Source organism: Dyella sp. S184, from assembly GCF_009766065.1.
Lineage (GTDB): Bacteria > Pseudomonadota > Gammaproteobacteria > Xanthomonadales > Rhodanobacteraceae > Rhodanobacter.
Window position 1 is genome coordinate 1,055,505 of the sequence record NZ_LMUE01000002.1, and the last position, 14,097, is coordinate 1,069,601.

The 14,097-nt window shown below is 62.7% G+C and carries 15 protein-coding genes; 1 reads left to right on the forward strand and 14 read right to left on the reverse strand.

Features of this window, described 5'->3' with window-relative positions:
- Window positions 1-61: 61 nt before the first annotated feature.
- The 8 genes from GSQ75_RS04565 to GSQ75_RS04600 form a co-directional block, all read right to left on the reverse strand.
- Window positions 62-265, reverse strand: coding sequence for a cold-shock protein (locus GSQ75_RS04565; protein ID WP_158753311.1), 204 nt, complete (start codon window positions 263-265; stop codon window positions 62-64).
- A gap of 160 nt (window positions 266-425) precedes the next feature.
- A complete protein-coding gene (locus tag GSQ75_RS04570) occupies window positions 426-1,172 on the reverse strand; it encodes an S-methyl-5'-thioinosine phosphorylase (RefSeq protein ID WP_158753312.1) in 747 nt (248 codons plus the stop codon).
- Window positions 1,169-1,729: a hypoxanthine-guanine phosphoribosyltransferase gene (locus GSQ75_RS04575; RefSeq protein WP_158753313.1), complete on the reverse strand. Its 561-nt coding sequence runs from the start codon at window positions 1,727-1,729 to the stop codon at window positions 1,169-1,171. The genes GSQ75_RS04570 and GSQ75_RS04575 overlap by 4 nt, the downstream gene beginning before the upstream one ends.
- Window positions 1,726-2,742 carry a beta-N-acetylhexosaminidase gene (nagZ, locus tag GSQ75_RS04580; RefSeq protein ID WP_158753314.1) on the reverse strand — a complete coding sequence of 339 codons (1,017 nt, stop codon included), beginning with the start codon at window positions 2,740-2,742 and terminating at the stop codon, window positions 1,726-1,728. Before nagZ ends, GSQ75_RS04575 begins: the two co-directional genes overlap by 4 nt.
- On the reverse strand, window positions 2,736-3,257 hold the full coding sequence (locus GSQ75_RS04585; RefSeq protein ID WP_158753315.1) for a CYTH domain-containing protein: 522 nt from the start codon (window positions 3,255-3,257) through the stop codon (window positions 2,736-2,738). The genes nagZ and GSQ75_RS04585 overlap by 7 nt, the downstream gene beginning before the upstream one ends.
- A 5-nt stretch (window positions 3,258-3,262) precedes the next feature.
- Window positions 3,263-4,600 carry a 23S rRNA (uracil(1939)-C(5))-methyltransferase RlmD gene (gene rlmD / locus GSQ75_RS04590; protein ID WP_158753316.1) on the reverse strand — a complete coding sequence of 446 codons (1,338 nt, stop codon included), beginning with the start codon at window positions 4,598-4,600 and terminating at the stop codon, window positions 3,263-3,265.
- Between the two features lie 85 nt (window positions 4,601-4,685).
- Window positions 4,686-5,294 carry a YdbL family protein gene (locus GSQ75_RS04595; RefSeq protein ID WP_158753317.1) on the reverse strand — a complete coding sequence of 203 codons (609 nt, stop codon included), beginning with the start codon at window positions 5,292-5,294 and terminating at the stop codon, window positions 4,686-4,688.
- Window positions 5,295-5,346: 52 nt separating this feature from the next.
- The gene (locus GSQ75_RS04600; protein ID WP_158753318.1) at window positions 5,347-7,368 is read right to left on the reverse strand and encodes a hypothetical protein; all 2,022 of its coding nucleotides are present in this window, start codon (window positions 7,366-7,368) and stop codon (window positions 5,347-5,349) included.
- Window positions 7,369-7,413: 45 nt separating this feature from the next.
- On the opposite strand from GSQ75_RS04600, the gene GSQ75_RS04605 reads away from it, so the two are divergent.
- The gene (locus tag GSQ75_RS04605; RefSeq protein WP_158753319.1) at window positions 7,414-8,151 is read left to right on the forward strand and encodes a response regulator; all 738 of its coding nucleotides are present in this window, start codon (window positions 7,414-7,416) and stop codon (window positions 8,149-8,151) included.
- A 19-nt stretch (window positions 8,152-8,170) separates the two neighbouring features.
- Here the strand turns inward: GSQ75_RS04605 and recO are convergent, their stop codons facing one another.
- The 6 genes from recO to lepA form a co-directional block, all read right to left on the reverse strand.
- Window positions 8,171-8,881: a DNA repair protein RecO gene (gene recO / locus GSQ75_RS04610; protein ID WP_158753320.1), complete on the reverse strand. Its 711-nt coding sequence runs from the start codon at window positions 8,879-8,881 to the stop codon at window positions 8,171-8,173.
- 123 nt (window positions 8,882-9,004) lie between these two features.
- Window positions 9,005-9,937: a GTPase Era gene (era, locus tag GSQ75_RS04615; RefSeq protein ID WP_158753321.1), complete on the reverse strand. Its 933-nt coding sequence runs from the start codon at window positions 9,935-9,937 to the stop codon at window positions 9,005-9,007.
- A 129-nt stretch (window positions 9,938-10,066) separates the two neighbouring features.
- Complete coding sequence (gene rnc, locus GSQ75_RS04620) at window positions 10,067-10,726, reverse strand: ribonuclease III (protein WP_158753322.1); 660 nt, start codon at window positions 10,724-10,726, stop codon at window positions 10,067-10,069.
- A 3-nt stretch (window positions 10,727-10,729) separates the two neighbouring features.
- Window positions 10,730-11,113 (reverse strand): DUF4845 domain-containing protein, encoded by a 384-nt coding sequence (locus GSQ75_RS04625; protein WP_158753323.1) that lies wholly within the window; start codon window positions 11,111-11,113, stop codon window positions 10,730-10,732.
- Between the two features lie 164 nt (window positions 11,114-11,277).
- Window positions 11,278-12,189 carry a signal peptidase I gene (lepB, locus tag GSQ75_RS04630; RefSeq protein WP_158753324.1) on the reverse strand — a complete coding sequence of 304 codons (912 nt, stop codon included), beginning with the start codon at window positions 12,187-12,189 and terminating at the stop codon, window positions 11,278-11,280.
- A gap of 45 nt (window positions 12,190-12,234) precedes the next feature.
- Window positions 12,235-14,028 (reverse strand): translation elongation factor 4, encoded by a 1,794-nt coding sequence (gene lepA / locus GSQ75_RS04635; RefSeq protein WP_158753325.1) that lies wholly within the window; start codon window positions 14,026-14,028, stop codon window positions 12,235-12,237.
- Window positions 14,029-14,097: the final 69 nt, after the last annotated feature.

Here is a 14,097-nt window from a genome sequence, read left to right on the forward strand (position 1 = left end):
AACAAAAAACCCCGCACAGGATGCGGGGTTTATTTTTGCATCACAACGTATGACTGGCTGATCAGGCAGCTTCGACAGCTGAAGCCTGGGCACCCTTCGGCCCCTGGGTAATTTCGAACTGTACGCGCTGGCCTTCCTGCAGGCTGCGGAAGCCCTTGCTGGTGATCGCCGAAAAATGGACGAAAACGTCCGCTCCCCCGTCCTCAGGCGCGATGAAACCAAAGCCCTTGGCGTCGTTAAACCACTTGACCGTACCGAAACTCATTGCGTGAACCTCTGGATCATGGATTGGGTGCGCCGAGCTTCCCTTGCAGAACCACTATCCCCCCGCTGGTTCGCCGTCCCGGCGAAGGGAAAGTACCAACTTGTTCAGGTTGAACGCAATATGCAGCGATGCACCGATCCGGCAAAGCCCGATGCTGTACTCAGCTTTTCAGCATCGCCGCGAGGATACGCGGCACCTCGGCCGTGGCTGCCGCCAGATGCGCAAAGATCTCGTCGATGCTGATCTCCGCCTCATCACCACAACCAGCAGCGAAGTTCGCCACCAGTGCGAGACAGGCGTATTCCAGCTCCAGCTCACGCGCCAGCGATGCCTCGGGCATGCCGGTCATGCCGACCAGATCGCAGCCGTCGCGTTTCATCCGCGCGATCTCGGCGCGGGTCTCCAGCCGCGGCCCCTGGGTGGCGCCATAGCAGCCGCTGCCGATCACCCCGATATTTGCTTCACGCGCCGCCGCCAGCAAGCGCTGGCGCAGGGACTCGGTGTACGGCTCGCTGAAATCGATGTGCTTCACCTCGGCACCGTCGACGTCACAGAAGCTGGTAAAGCGGCCATGCGTGTAGTCGATCAACTGGTCGGGCACCACGATCACCCGCGGTCCCATGTCGCCACGGATACCGCCTACCGCATTGACGCCGATCACCCGCCGCGCGCCCAGGCTGTGCAGCGCCCACAGGTTGGCGCGGTAGTTCACCCGATGCGGCGGCAGGGTATGGCTCTCGTCATGACGCGCGAGGAAGGCCACGCGCCGACCAGCGAAGTCACCGATCACCACGTCGCCCGAGGCAGCGCCGTACGGCGTGTCTACGGTATGCCGCGTGACATTTTCCAGGCCAGGAAACTTGTACAGGCCGCTGCCGCCGATCACGGCAAGATCGATCGTGCTCATGCTGCAGTCTCCTTCAAGGCATAGATGCCCGGCAGGTTGCGTCCCTGCTCGTGGTAGTCCATGCCATAGCCGAATACGTAGCGATCCGGCAGTTCGACGCCATTGAAATCGGAGGCGATGCCTTCTGCGAGGCGATCATGCCGCTTGGTGCACAGGCTGGCGATCAGCACGCGCTTTGCACCGCGCCGATAGCAATCGTCACGCACGGCCTTGAGCGTGTGGCCCTCATCGAGAATGTCGTCGACCAGCAGCACCACGCGACCGGCCAGCGGCACCAGCGGCGCGCGCAGCCAGTGCAGATCGCTGCCGGAGGTCGCACCGCGATAACGCGTCGCGTGCACGTAGTCGAATTCCAGGTCGGTGCGGATCGCCAGCGCCAGCTGACCGGCAAAAATCAATGCGCCGTTCATCACGGTAAGGAAGACCGCGCGTTCGCCGTCCAGTGCAGCGTCGATCCGGCGACCGATGTCGGCTATCACGGTCTCCAGTTCGTCGCGCTCGTGCAGAAGATCCGACTGTGCCAGCGCATCGGCAAGCGAAGGTATTGGGGTGTTCATGCGATTCCTCGATCGGCATTCAACGCCGTGATGCGCGCGACGAAACGATCGCGCTGCGGGTTATTGGTGAGACCTTCCCAGCTCGCACCCAAGGCACCACGCATGGCAGCAAGCTGCGGTGGCATCGCTGCGACATCGCCCTGCATTGCGGCGATCGCCTCGTCCACCACGTCGGGGAAACAGGCCAGTACCAGATCGCAGCCGGCGTCCAGGTGTGCTCTTACCCGTTCACCCACGCTGCCAGCAGCGCCCGCGGCGGCCATGCTGATGTCGTCGCTTATCACCGCGCCGGCAAAGCCCAGCTCGCCGCGCAGGATCTGCCCGATCCACACCTTCGAATAACCAGCTGGCTGGCTGTCCACGGCAGGGTAGATCACGTGCGCCATCATCACCGCCTCTACCCGCGCCTCGATGCACTCGGCAAACGGCAGCAGGTCGTCGCGACGGATCTGCTCGAGGCTGCGCGGATCGATCGCCTGCGCCTTGTGCGTATCGGTGGCGACCGAGCCATGCCCCGGGAAGTGCTTGAGCACCGCAGCCATGCCACCCAGATGCATGCCACGCACATAGGCCTGCGCCAGCTCGGCAGTCACTGCCGGGTCGGCATGGAAGGCACGCAGGCCGATCGCCGCATTGCCGCGGGCCAGATCCACCACCGGCGCAAAGCTGAAATCGACGCCGCTGGCGCGCAACTCGCTGGCCATCACCCAGGCGTGTTCTTCGGCCAGACGCACCGCCTCGCCGGGATCGCGGTCGTAAACCGCGCCGATTGCCGCCAACGGCGGCAGGCGGGTGAAGTCTTCACGGAAACGTTGAACGGGGCCGCCCTCCTGATCGACCGCAATCAGCAGTTCGTCACCGCCTGTCTCGCGAATCGATTCGCACAGGGCGATCAACTGTTCGCGCGATTGGTAATTGCGCGCAAACAGCAGCACGCCGGCGACTCCTGGCGCCGTGAGCCAGTGCTTTTCGTGTTCGGCCAGTTGCAGTCCGGCCACGCCGATCATCAGCATGCGGCATCCTCGGCAGCGCGCTCGGCCAGCGACCATTGCCGGTACGGGTGCGCGATCAGGTTGACGTTGTAGTAGCGCGGCAGTGCACTCACTTCGCGACCCAGCCACGCCGGTCGCGGGAAAGGTGCATCAACAGCCGGAAGCTCGACCTCGGCAACGGTCAGCCCCGCGTTGTCGCCGAGAAATTCGTCGATCTCGAACAGCACGCCATCGACCCGGACATGATGGCGGACCTTTTCCAGCACGCCATCGCACAGCGTATCCAGCAAGGTCCTGGCATCAGACGCCGGTATCGCGTACTCGAACTCGGCTCGCTCGATGCCAAGCGTGGCTGCCTTGATATTAAGCCACGCCTGTTCGCCGGCGAGGCGGGCACGCACCGAAGCACGCGCGCTGCCATCGCGTAGCGCCTGCGCACCGACCAGATAGCCCTGCGCAATCGGCTCGCTGCGCTCAATGGCCCCACGCCAATCATCGCTGGCGAGGAGAAACTTGCGTTCGATCTCGATGCCCATGCTTCTTATCTTTCAAATAGCGCGATGGATTCGACATGCGCGGTATGCGGAAACATGTCCATCACGCCCGCTGATATCAGCTTGAAGCCGTGCTGATTCACCAGGATGCCGGCGTCACGCGCCAGCGAGGCTGGATGGCAGGATACATACACAATGCGCCGCGTCTGTTTGTGCGGCAGGTATTCCAGCACTTTGTCAGCACCCGCACGCGGTGGATCGAGCAGCACCTTGTCCCATGGCTGCCGCGCCCAGTCGGCGTCGCGTTGATCCTCGAACAGGTTGGCGACATGGAAGTGCGCATTCGCAATGCCGTTGCGCGCGGCATTCTGCGCGGCACGCTCGACCAGCCCGTGCTCGCCTTCCACGCCGACCACTTCAGCCACGCGACGGGCGATCGGCAAGGTGAAGTTGCCCAGACCGCAGAACAGGTCGAGCACGCGATCAGTCGGCTGCAGATCAAGCAGCTCCAGCGTGCGCGCCATCATGCGCTGGTTCATGTCGGCATTGACCTGCACGAAGTCGAGCGGCAGGAATTCCAGTTCGACGTCATCGATATGCGCATCGCCGCTGGCAATGCGGAAAGCCAGTCGCGGCTGTTCGGGCCACAGTGGATGCACGCTGCTGTTGCCACCTGGCTGCAGGTAGATCGCCAGTTCGTGCTGCTGACCGAAGGCGGTCAACGCCGCCAGGTCGCGCTCGCTCAAGGGCTGCATGTGGCGGAATACCAGCGCCATGGTGTCGTCGCCACCGGCAAACTCGATCTGCGGGATGTCGTTGGCCGCATCCATGCCGTTGAGCAGCTCGGCGAGCAGGCCGACTTTCGGACCCAACGCCGGATGCATCACTTCGCATTGCTGGATATCGGCGACGAAACGCGGGTTCTCCTCTTCGCGGAAGCCCACCAGAACGCGGCCCTTCTTCACCACGTTGCGCACCGACAGGCGACCCTTGCGCCGGTAGCCCCAAGGTTCGCCGGTAAGCGGCGGCAGCCACGACTGCGGCGCCACCTTGCCGATGCGCTCGAAGTTCTCCGCCAGCACGCGTTGCTTGGTGGCGATCTGCGACTCGGCATCCAGGTGCTGCAGCGAGCAGCCACTGCACTGACCGAAGTGGCGACAACGTGGCTCCACCCGATGCGGCGAGCGGGTGATCAGTTCGACCACTTCGGCTTCGTCGAAGTGGCGATGACGCTTGCGCAACTTGGCCATTACCTGTTCGCCCAGCAGCGCACCGCTGACAAACACCGTCTTGCCATCGATACGGGCTACACCGCGACCGTCGTGGCTGAGATCGGTGATGACCGCTTCAAAGGGAGTCGACGGAACAGAGTTGGATCGGGACATGAGGCTTGAACGAATGAGGCCGTACTGGCTGGCCGCCGATTATCACAGATCGGCCCGGATGGCGCCCATCGGTTGACGCCATGGCTTACTTTCTCTGCCAGGCTCCAGCGGCATCCTGGTAGTACCAGCCTGCGTGGGCTTTCTCGATCCAGCCCTTGGCGAACGTGGCACGAATCTGCGGCTCCCACTCCGGGTGGTTGTTGGCATTGGCGACCTCGCGGTACAGCGCTGCACGGTCGCGGTTCTCGTCGGCCACCGTGGCACTGGCCTGGGCGCGCTGGCTGAGCGGCACCTTGGCAGGGTCGCGCATGGCTACCATGCCGTCGTTGGTGAAACCGACGGCGCCACTGTCGAGTAGCGCACCGAGTTCACCCTGAAAGCGCTGGCGGGTACGCTCTCCGATCGCCTCGGTGGTACTGGTCTGGATGCGGATGTTCGGCGTATCGGCCGCGTACGCAGCCGGGATCAGCAGATCGAGCAGCATCGCCGACGGCGGCTGGCCATGGTTGTCCGTGGCGGGTTTCTGCTGTTTCGAAGCCGGTGGCGTGGCTTGCCCGGCATCATCCAGCACATTGCCGATGAACTGATCAGCGGCTTTCTGCGCCGCTGCTTCCGGGAAATACACATTGATGGTGACGCAGCCGACCAACGCCACGGCCAGTGAGGTCAGGATGACGTAGACAAGCTTGCGCATGACAGACTCCAGCGGTCAAAACACAGTGAGGGAAGCACGCAACGTCGGTCCGTCAGTGGATTTCCGGTGCCGTGCCATTGATGGCATCGCGAAGCCGCCGTACCAGGGTCGGCCAGTCGACCTGGGCCTGGTGACCGATGACCTGCAAGCGCGGCAAGCCACTGCCTTCGACGATAGTGTAACCGTCGCCATTGGCCTCCAGCCCACTCATCTGGCAGACCGCCCCCTGCAGCATGCAACCGAGACCGATGCGTTTGTAGCCAAAGGTCTTGAACAGTTTCAGCACGGCACCCTGCAAGCCGCCGGCAATACCGCCACCGCCAACTGTGGTGAGGTTGTTTACCGCGCGCTGGCTGATGCGCCCACCGTTGCCGGCAAGCAGGTTCGCCTTGAACGCCACCGGGTTCCAGTTGACCAGGCGCAGGTCGTCGATCGAGCCGTCCAGCCGACCGGTCATGTTGCCGAAGTCGAACACGCTGGTGATCGCGCCCAGATCGAGCTGATTCAAGGCGATGTCACCATTCAATACCGGACTCGATCCGAATGGTTGTTGCAACGAAAGCCGGGTGATATCGACAAAGCCACCAAACAGGCTGGCCGACAGGCCGCCCTGCAGCTCGAAGCGATCGTCGACCCAGCGCAGCGAAGGGATTGCACCACCTAACGTGCCGGGGAACGCCGGCCAGCCCATGGCATGGCTGAAGGCAGCCATGTCAACTCCGGTCAGTACCAGTGAGGTTTCCAGTCGCTGACCTTTCGCCGCCGCTGGGCGCCAATCCAGCTCACCGACTCGCAGCTGCCCCTTCAGCACTGGCACTTCCAATGGTTGGCGCAGGCCGAGCGTGCCGCCGCGGCTTTGCCATTGCGACTGTGCGGCACCGTTGCTGATCCGGTAGAACTGCAGGCTGCGCCAGCCAAGGGTGGTTGCAGGCCTTTCGTCCTGCACCGCCCAGTCCAGGCCGCCACGCAAGCCGTCGATCCCCAGACGACCATCCGGCTCGGCCAAGTTCAGGCTATCGGTGTTGAACGCAAAGCTGTGCAAGCCATCCGCACGCAGATCCAGACTACCGTCCAACTCACCGGCAATGCTCATGTCGCGCAGGCCCAGCGTGTTCAACCACGCCTGGGCGTAGCTCTGGTAGGCTGCCGGGAAACTGGCATGCAGGTGATCCAATTTCAGTGTCTTAAGCTCGCCCTTGGCATCGAACGCGAGTGCGCCGTCCAGCTGCAGCGCATCCGCATCGCTCACCCGCAACCGCTGCAAATCGAAGGCACCGCCCTGTACATTGGCGTGCAAGCCAAGCTGCACCGAGTGAGCCGGCAATTTCGCGTAGAGCGGACCCAGCAACAACTCGCCCCCATGCAGGCTGGCATCAAGGTCGATCGATGCCGGGCCGCCAGTGGTATCGAGACTGAACCGACCGTTGCCGTTCATGCCCTGCCCAGCCAGCGTACCAGTCGGGGTATCGAAGCCGACGCCATTGAGGGTGAACTGCCCGGATGACTGCAGACCTGCATCACGCACGTCCAGGGCCAGCTCGGCATCAAGCCGACCAGCGGTAGGACGGCCGCTCCATACCGTGCCGAGCAGACCCTGCAGCCAGCCGGCAGGAAGGTTCTTCAGGCTGATCTGCGCATGGCTGAGCTGATCCAGCGGCAACGCGGTATTGGCTTGGGTCTTGCCCTGCAGAATATCGACCAGCAAGGTGTTCGCTGACTCACTCAGCTGGATGTTCACATGAGCATCGCTGAGTGCCCCGCCTTGCGCACCAGCCAGATGCATGCTGCCATCGAAAATCCAGCGCAGGCGCTCGTCGCGCTGCAGGCCACCGTCGAGCGTCAGGCCCAACCGCCGCCAGCCCATGGCCGGCACATCCGCCTGTGTCGCACTCAGCTGCAGATGGAGCCCATTCGCGGCACCCTCTCCGATCCTGACCGTCACCTGCTGCAAGCGGGCACCCGGCACGTTGACCGACTTGGCGGTCAGCAGCACATCGGCCCGCGCAGGCATGACCCAGCCGATCGCCAGCAGCAGGCAGCAACACAGCAAAAGATGGCTTGATGTGGAACGCATGTCGCGCCATTCTGCCAAATAAAGCTGAACGACACGGATTTCGTCATGCCCAACCATCCCGACACCCTGCAAATCGACCCCAAACCCATCCTTCATCCTCGGGTACTGGTGGCGGACGACGACCCCGCCAGCTGCCGTTTCCTGTGCGATGGACTCCGCTCGCTTGGCGCGCAGGCGCAGGCCTGCCGCGATGGCACGACGGCACTGGCGCAGGCCCGTGCCGAGGCTTTCGACCTGCTGCTGCTGGATTGCCGCATGCCGGGTGCGGGCGGGCTGCAGGTTCTCTCCGCGCTGCGTGGAGACGCAGGGGCACACTCGGCGGAAAGCATTGCCGTTGCCACCACCGCAGAACTGGCACCGCGCGATCGCCAGTCGCTGTTTGCCGCCGGATTCAGCGAAATCCTGCTCAAGCCCTGCAGCGTGGCTGACCTGCAACGCATGCTGGCGCTGGTTCAGCCGGAACGGCACCAGGCATACGTACTCGATGATCAGGCTGCCCTGACCAGTACCGGCGACACCTGCACCATGCGTGCGCTGCGGCTGCTGTTGCGCGAAGAACTGGTCCAGCTTGAACAGGAACTGGAACCACTGAGCCGCGACCGCGCAGGCTTCGGCGAGCGGCTGCACCGTCTGCGTTCATCCTGCGGATTCTGCGGCGCTGCCGCGCTGGCGACGCAGACCGTGTGGATGCAGCAACAGCTGTCGCAACACGATGCGACCCACGCGGCACTGGCCCGCTTTCGCAAGACGCTACTGGCCACCTTGCAAGCGCTGGATCGCTAACAGGCTTCTCGCAGTACCCTCAGCGACGTGATACCGCCATTGCCAGTACCCGCCAGGCGCGCAGTTCCCCACCGCCCAGATGAAAACGGATGACTTCGCGCATCAGGTCACGCAGGCTTTTCAGGCCGGTGTTGTCGGGTGGCTGATCCTGTGCCAGCGCCAATAGATCGCCGCCGCGCAGGGCTTGCGCATGGCCCGCGGCACAGCGCACGGCCCCCTGTTCGACCAGGTAGCGATAGTGCGCATCCGGCTCCAGCGGCTCGCCGGTCTCCAGTTCGTATTGCAACTGCAGGCCGTAGCCGATCGCCTCCAGCAGGTCGCGCTCGAACCGGCGCAGGCTCCACGCCAGCGGATCGCCGTGGGCCAGCCGTACCAGCGTCTGCGCGTAAGCGTCGAACAGCAACGGAAACGGATCCTGCCGTTCGGTCAGGCGTACGACCAGTTCGTTGAGATAGAGCCCGGCCAGCCCGGCGTCGCCGATCAAGCGTAACGGTGTAGCGGCTGCCTCGACCGCAGTCAGCGTGGCCAGCTCGCCGCGCAGCAGCAGATCCAGTGCCAGCGGCTGAAACGGCTCAAGCTGGGCGCGTCGCAGGCGACTGCGTTCGCCGCGCACCCCACGTGCCACCACGCCCAACCGACCGTGCTCGCGGGTCAGGCATTCCAGCAGCAACGATGTCTCGCGATATGGCCGCGCATGCAGGACATAACCGGGTTGCTGTTCGAGGCGCATGAAAAATCAGGAGTGAGGAATGAGAAGTGAGAAGTGAGAGAAAAAGCCGGGGCGGCGATGCTTCCTCAGCCGCAACCGCTCTTCTTGCCCCATCTCTAACTTCTCACTCCTCAACTCTCACTCCTAATCGGTATAGCCGAACTTCTTCAGCATGTTCTCGTCGTCGACCCAGCCCTCACGCACTTTCACCCACAGCTTGAGGAACACCTTGCGCTCGAACATGCGCTCCATGTGGCGCCGCGCGCTGGTGCCGATCGCCTTGAGCTGGGCGCCACCGTTGCCGATCACGATCGCTTTCTGGCCATCGCGTTCGACCCAGATGATCGCGTGGATTTCGGCAATGCCGTCCGGGCGGTCGCTGAATTGCTCGATCTCCACCGTGGTCGCGTACGGCAGTTCCTGATCGAGCCGCAGCATCAGCTGCTCACGCACCATCTCGGCGGCAAGGAAGCGCTCGCTGCGGTCGGTGATCTCGTCTTCGCCGTATACCGGTGGCTGTACCGGTAGTCGCTTCAGGATCGCCTGTTCCAGCTCCTTCAGACCTTGCGCCTTGAGCGCGCTGACGTAGTGGATCTCGTCGTAGCTGTGCTTGGCCACCAGATCGGCCACGAACGGCAGCATCACCGTCTTGTCCTTGTTCAGGTCGACCTTGTTGATCACCAGGAACCGCGGCGACGACTGCTCGACCAGGGCGGCGTACAGCGCCTCGTCCTCGTCGGTGAAGCGGCCGGCCTCGATCACCTGCACCGCCAGATCGACGTCATTGATGGCAGAACGAGCCGCACGATTCAGGCTGCGGTTCATCGCCCGCTTGGCGCCGCGATGCAGCCCTGGCGTATCCACGTACATGATCTGCCCCGCCTCACTGTTGGCAATGCCGAGAATGCGATGACGGGTGGTCTGCGGTCGCGGGCTGACGATCGACAGGCGAAAGCCGATCAACGCATTCAGCAGGGTGGACTTGCCCACGTTGGGGCGTCCGGCCAGCGCGACCATGCCGCAGCGAAAATTCTCGTGCGGCAAGGTGCCGGCGGCGGATTCCAGTTCGTGGTTCATGGTGTGAGGTGCTCGGCAAGTCGGATGGCAAGTGTAGTGCTTTGCCGGAAATGGCAGACACTGGCACGCGTGGCACAGCCTGGCAGCTGCGATGCCATGCCGCCGTGCGGGCTGGCGAAACAAGGAAAATCAGGGTTTGCGATGCTGTTCCAGCAGCTGGTTCAACACGATTTCGGCCGCATCCTGCTCGGCGGCCCGGCGACTGCCGCCGCGGGCCTCGACACTGACCGGCAGCGGTTCGCTGATCGTGCAGCTGACATCGAACGTCTTGGCATGATCTTCGCCATGACTGGCAGTCAGCTCGTACTGTGGCAACGGCCAGCTACCGGCCTGTAACCACTCCTGCAACCGGGTCTTGGCGTCCTTGGAAGATCGCCGCAATACCGCGATCCGCTCGCCAAACAACTCACGTACAACATGGCGGCAGGTGTCGAAACCGCTATCCAGATACACCGCCGCCACCAATGCCTCGAAGGCATCGGCAAGAATCGAGTCACGCCGGAAACCGCCGCTCTTCAGCTCGCCTGCGCCGAGTTTCAACTCGTCGCCCAGCTCCAGTTCACGCGCCACCACCGCAAGCTCCTGGCCGTTGACCAGTTGCGCGCGCAACCTGGACAGCTCGCCCTCGCTGGCCTTGGGGTGTACCTCGTACAACATCTCGGCGATCACCGCCCCAAGCAGCGCGTCGCCGAGAAACTCCAGTCGCTCATTGTTCGGTTTGCCAATGCTGCGGTGGGTAAGTGCCAGCTGCGCCAGTGCAGGGTCGCGAAAACGGTAAGGCAGCTTCAAGGATTACTCGCCCAGGTTGCCCTGCAGCGGTACGCTTTTTTCAAAGTGCAGCAGGAAATCAATGTTGTACATGAATGGAATTTTCTTGTCATAGGCCACGTGCAGCTGATTGGCGCCACCGGTATCGCGCTGGATGGTGATATCCGCCGGTTTGATGGTGGCATCGTCGACGTACTGGAAGTTCATCTTGAAAAACAGTTCGCGACGAATCTCGTCCAGCGTCTTGCCATTGGTACCCTCGCTGGCAATCTGACTCATCGCCTTGGCCACGCCCATGTATTCGGAATACGAGGGCAACAGCTTCATCGCCATGAAGGCGAAAAAGCCCACGATGGCCATGATCATCAGAAACCCGATCAGAGTGACGCCCGACTGCTTCGATTTCATAGTCCCCTCGCTATGCCGACTGTGCGGCGTGCCCATCTATAGTTGGTCTGCCGGGTTCCAACTGGATCAATCCGGCGTACCGATTATGCCTGTGGATTCTCGCACTGTTGGTGTCCCAGTGTACGAAGTGTTCGACACCGTCTCGTTCTGACCTGTCGGTTCGCTTAGTGGATGACGCTGCCAATCCGCGAGAAATCAACACCACCGGTACCCCAACCCTTCCAGCTCATCCAGATCAGAAACGCTTTGCCAGCCAGGTTCCGCTCCGGCATGCAGCCCCACCAGCGGCTGTCGAGGCTGTCGTTGCGGTTGTCGCCCATCACCAGATAGCAGCCCGGTGGCACCTTGGACGGCACCCGGTCGTTGGGAATCGAGTTCGGCGTGGTGTAGGCCGGCATTCGGGCAATCGTGTGGTTGATCGTTCTGCCACCCAGGCCTGGCAGGTGTTCGTTCCAGACGGTGGCGCCCATGCTCAGCATGATCTGGTCGACACTGCGTTGCGGGTTGCCCAGATACGGGCCGATCTCGTCGGCCGTCACTGGCTGGCCGTTCACTACAAGATCGTCGCCATGCACCTCGATGGTATCGCCAGGCAAGCCGATCACCCGCTTGATCCAGTTCTGCTGTGGCACCGGTGCATGCGGATCGGCGCAGCTCATGTCGCCGCTGCGAACCAGCGTGCCACCGTCCTCGCACAGGTAACCGGGAAAGCGAAATACCACCACGTCGCCGCGCTTCGGCTCAGCCAGGCTCACAAACTTGTTGTTGAATGCCGGCATGCGCAGGCCATAGGCGAACTTGTTGACCAGGATGAAATCGCCCACGTCCAGCGTCGGCATCATCGAGCCCGACGGAATCCGGAAGGGTTCTGCCACGAACGAGCGCAACAGCAGTACCACCAGCACCACCGGGAACAGCGAACGCGCCCAGTCTACCGGCATCGGGTCGCTGTACTCCTTGCCGGACGCGTCCAGACGGGCCTTGCGCTGCTTGTACAGAAACAGGCGATCCAGACCCCAGACCACGCCGAACAGCACGGTGAGGCCAAGCAGAATCGCCGAAAAATCGAATTCCATGCCTTAACTCCAGGTTACCTGTCGGATCATCGCTGATCGCGTGCGTTATTTGTCGACCTTCAGTACGGCCAGGAAAGCTTCCTGCGGAATCTCTACCCGGCCGACCTGTTTCATCCGCTTCTTGCCTTCTTTCTGCTTTTCCAGAAGCTTCTTCTTGCGGCTGACGTCGCCACCATAGCATTTGGCCAAGACGTTCTTGCGCAAGGCTTTCACGGTGGAACGGGCGATGATTTGCGCGCCGATAGCCGCCTGGATCGCCACGTCGAACTGCTGGCGCGGGATCAGGTCCTTCATCCGCTCAACCAGTTCGCGTCCTTTGCGGTCGGCGTGGCTGCGATGCAGGATCAGGCTCAGCGCGTCGACGCGCTCGCCGTTGATCAGCACGTCGGTACGCACGAACGGGCCGGCTTCGAAGCGCTCGAAGTGGTAGTCCATCGAGGCATAGCCTCGCGAGACGGATTTCAGTCGGTCGAAGAAATCCATCACCACTTCGGCCAACGGCATCTCGTAGCTGATCTGCACCTGGGTGGCCAAGTACTGGATCGAACGCTGCACGCCACGCTTCTCTTCGCACAGGGTAATCACGTTGCCGATGTATTCCGGCGGTGTGAGGATGTTGGCGACGATGATCGGCTCGCGGATTTCCTGCACCAGGCTGGAGTTGCTCGGCAGCTTGGCAGGGTTGTCCAGCATCAGGATCGAACCGTCGGTCTTGAGCACCTCGTAGACCACGGTCGGCGCCGTGGTGATCAGGTTCAGATCGTATTCGCGCTCCAGCCGCTCCTGCACGATCTCCATGTGCAGCATGCCGAGGAAGCCGCAGCGGAAACCGAAGCCCATCGCCTCGGAGGACTCCGGCTCGAAGAACAGCGCGGCATCGTTCAGGCGAAGCTTGTCCAGTGCCTCACGCATCGCCGGATAGTCATCCGACGACACCGGGAACAGGCCAGCGAACACACGCGGTTGCATGGTCTGGAAACCGGGTAACGCCTTGTCGGCTGGCTTGCCCGCATGGGTCAAGGTGTCGCCCACCGGCGCGCCGTGCACGTCCTTGATCGAGGCGTTGATCCAGCCCACCTCGCCAGCGCCGAGCTTGTCCAGCTTCTTGCGCTTGGGCGTGAACACGCCGACGTCTCCGACCTCATGAGTCCGCCCAGTCGACATCACCAGCAGTTTGTCGCCGGACTTGATCTCGCCCTGCATGACGCGCACCAGCGACACCACACCGAGATAATTGTCGAACCAGGAATCGATGATCAGCGCCTGCAGCCGGTCGGTATCGCGCGGCTTCGGCGGCGGGATGCGCGCGATGATCGCTTCCAGCACCTCGATCACGTTGAGGCCGGTCTTGGCGCTGATCGCCACCGCGTCGGTGGCATCGACGCCGATCACCGCCTCGATCTCGAGCTTGACCTTTTCCACGTCGGCGGTCGGCAGGTCGATTTTGTTGATCACCGGTACCACTTCCAGGCCCTGCTCCACCGCGGTGTAGCAATTTGCCACCGACTGCGCCTCGACGCCCTGTGCCGCGTCGACCACTAGCAGCGCACCCTCGCAGGCGGCCAGCGAGCGGCTGACCTCGTAGGAGAAATCGACGTGGCCCGGTGTATCGATGAAATTCAGCTGGTAGGTCTTGCCGTCACGCGCTGTGTACGGCAAAGACACCGACTGCGCCTTGATCGTGATGCCACGCTCGCGCTCGATAGGATTGGTGTCCAGCACCTGCGCTTCCATCTCGCGATCGGCCAGGCCGCCGCAGATCTGGATGATGCGGTCGGCGAGGGTCGACTTGCCGTGGTCGATATGGGCAATGATGGAGAAGTTGCGGATCAATTCCATGGAACGCTGGCGGCCTTTAAGGCTTGGTTTTTGCCACCACGCACCATGCATGACAGCACATCGCCATAG

What these genes read in the sequence shown, in the direction of transcription:
- GSQ75_RS04570 (WP_158753312.1), bottom strand. Translation starts at nt 1,172, where the DNA reads ATGAGCACGATCGATCTTGCCGTGATCGGCGGCAGCGGCCTGTACAAG.
- GSQ75_RS04585 (WP_158753315.1), bottom strand. Translation starts at nt 3,257, where the DNA reads ATGGGCATCGAGATCGAACGCAAGTTTCTCCTCGCCAGCGATGATTGG.
- recO (WP_158753320.1), bottom strand. Translation starts at nt 8,881, where the DNA reads ATGCGCCTCGAACAGCAACCCGGTTATGTCCTGCATGCGCGGCCATAT.
- GSQ75_RS04565 (WP_158753311.1), bottom strand. Translation starts at nt 265, where the DNA reads ATGAGTTTCGGTACGGTCAAGTGGTTTAACGACGCCAAGGGCTTTGGT.
- nagZ (WP_158753314.1), bottom strand. Translation starts at nt 2,742, where the DNA reads ATGCTGATGATCGGCGTGGCCGGACTGCAACTGGCCGAACACGAAAAG.
- lepB (WP_158753324.1), bottom strand. Translation starts at nt 12,189, where the DNA reads ATGGAATTCGATTTTTCGGCGATTCTGCTTGGCCTCACCGTGCTGTTC.
- GSQ75_RS04625 (WP_158753323.1), bottom strand. Translation starts at nt 11,113, where the DNA reads ATGAAATCGAAGCAGTCGGGCGTCACTCTGATCGGGTTTCTGATGATC.
- GSQ75_RS04605 (WP_158753319.1), top strand. Translation starts at nt 7,414, where the DNA reads ATGCCCAACCATCCCGACACCCTGCAAATCGACCCCAAACCCATCCTT.
- GSQ75_RS04600 (WP_158753318.1), bottom strand. Translation starts at nt 7,368, where the DNA reads ATGCGTTCCACATCAAGCCATCTTTTGCTGTGTTGCTGCCTGCTGCTG.
- lepA (WP_158753325.1), bottom strand. Translation starts at nt 14,028, where the DNA reads ATGGAATTGATCCGCAACTTCTCCATCATTGCCCATATCGACCACGGC.
- era (WP_158753321.1), bottom strand. Translation starts at nt 9,937, where the DNA reads ATGAACCACGAACTGGAATCCGCCGCCGGCACCTTGCCGCACGAGAAT.
- GSQ75_RS04595 (WP_158753317.1), bottom strand. Translation starts at nt 5,294, where the DNA reads ATGCGCAAGCTTGTCTACGTCATCCTGACCTCACTGGCCGTGGCGTTG.
- rlmD (WP_158753316.1), bottom strand. Translation starts at nt 4,600, where the DNA reads ATGTCCCGATCCAACTCTGTTCCGTCGACTCCCTTTGAAGCGGTCATC.
- GSQ75_RS04575 (WP_158753313.1), bottom strand. Translation starts at nt 1,729, where the DNA reads ATGAACACCCCAATACCTTCGCTTGCCGATGCGCTGGCACAGTCGGAT.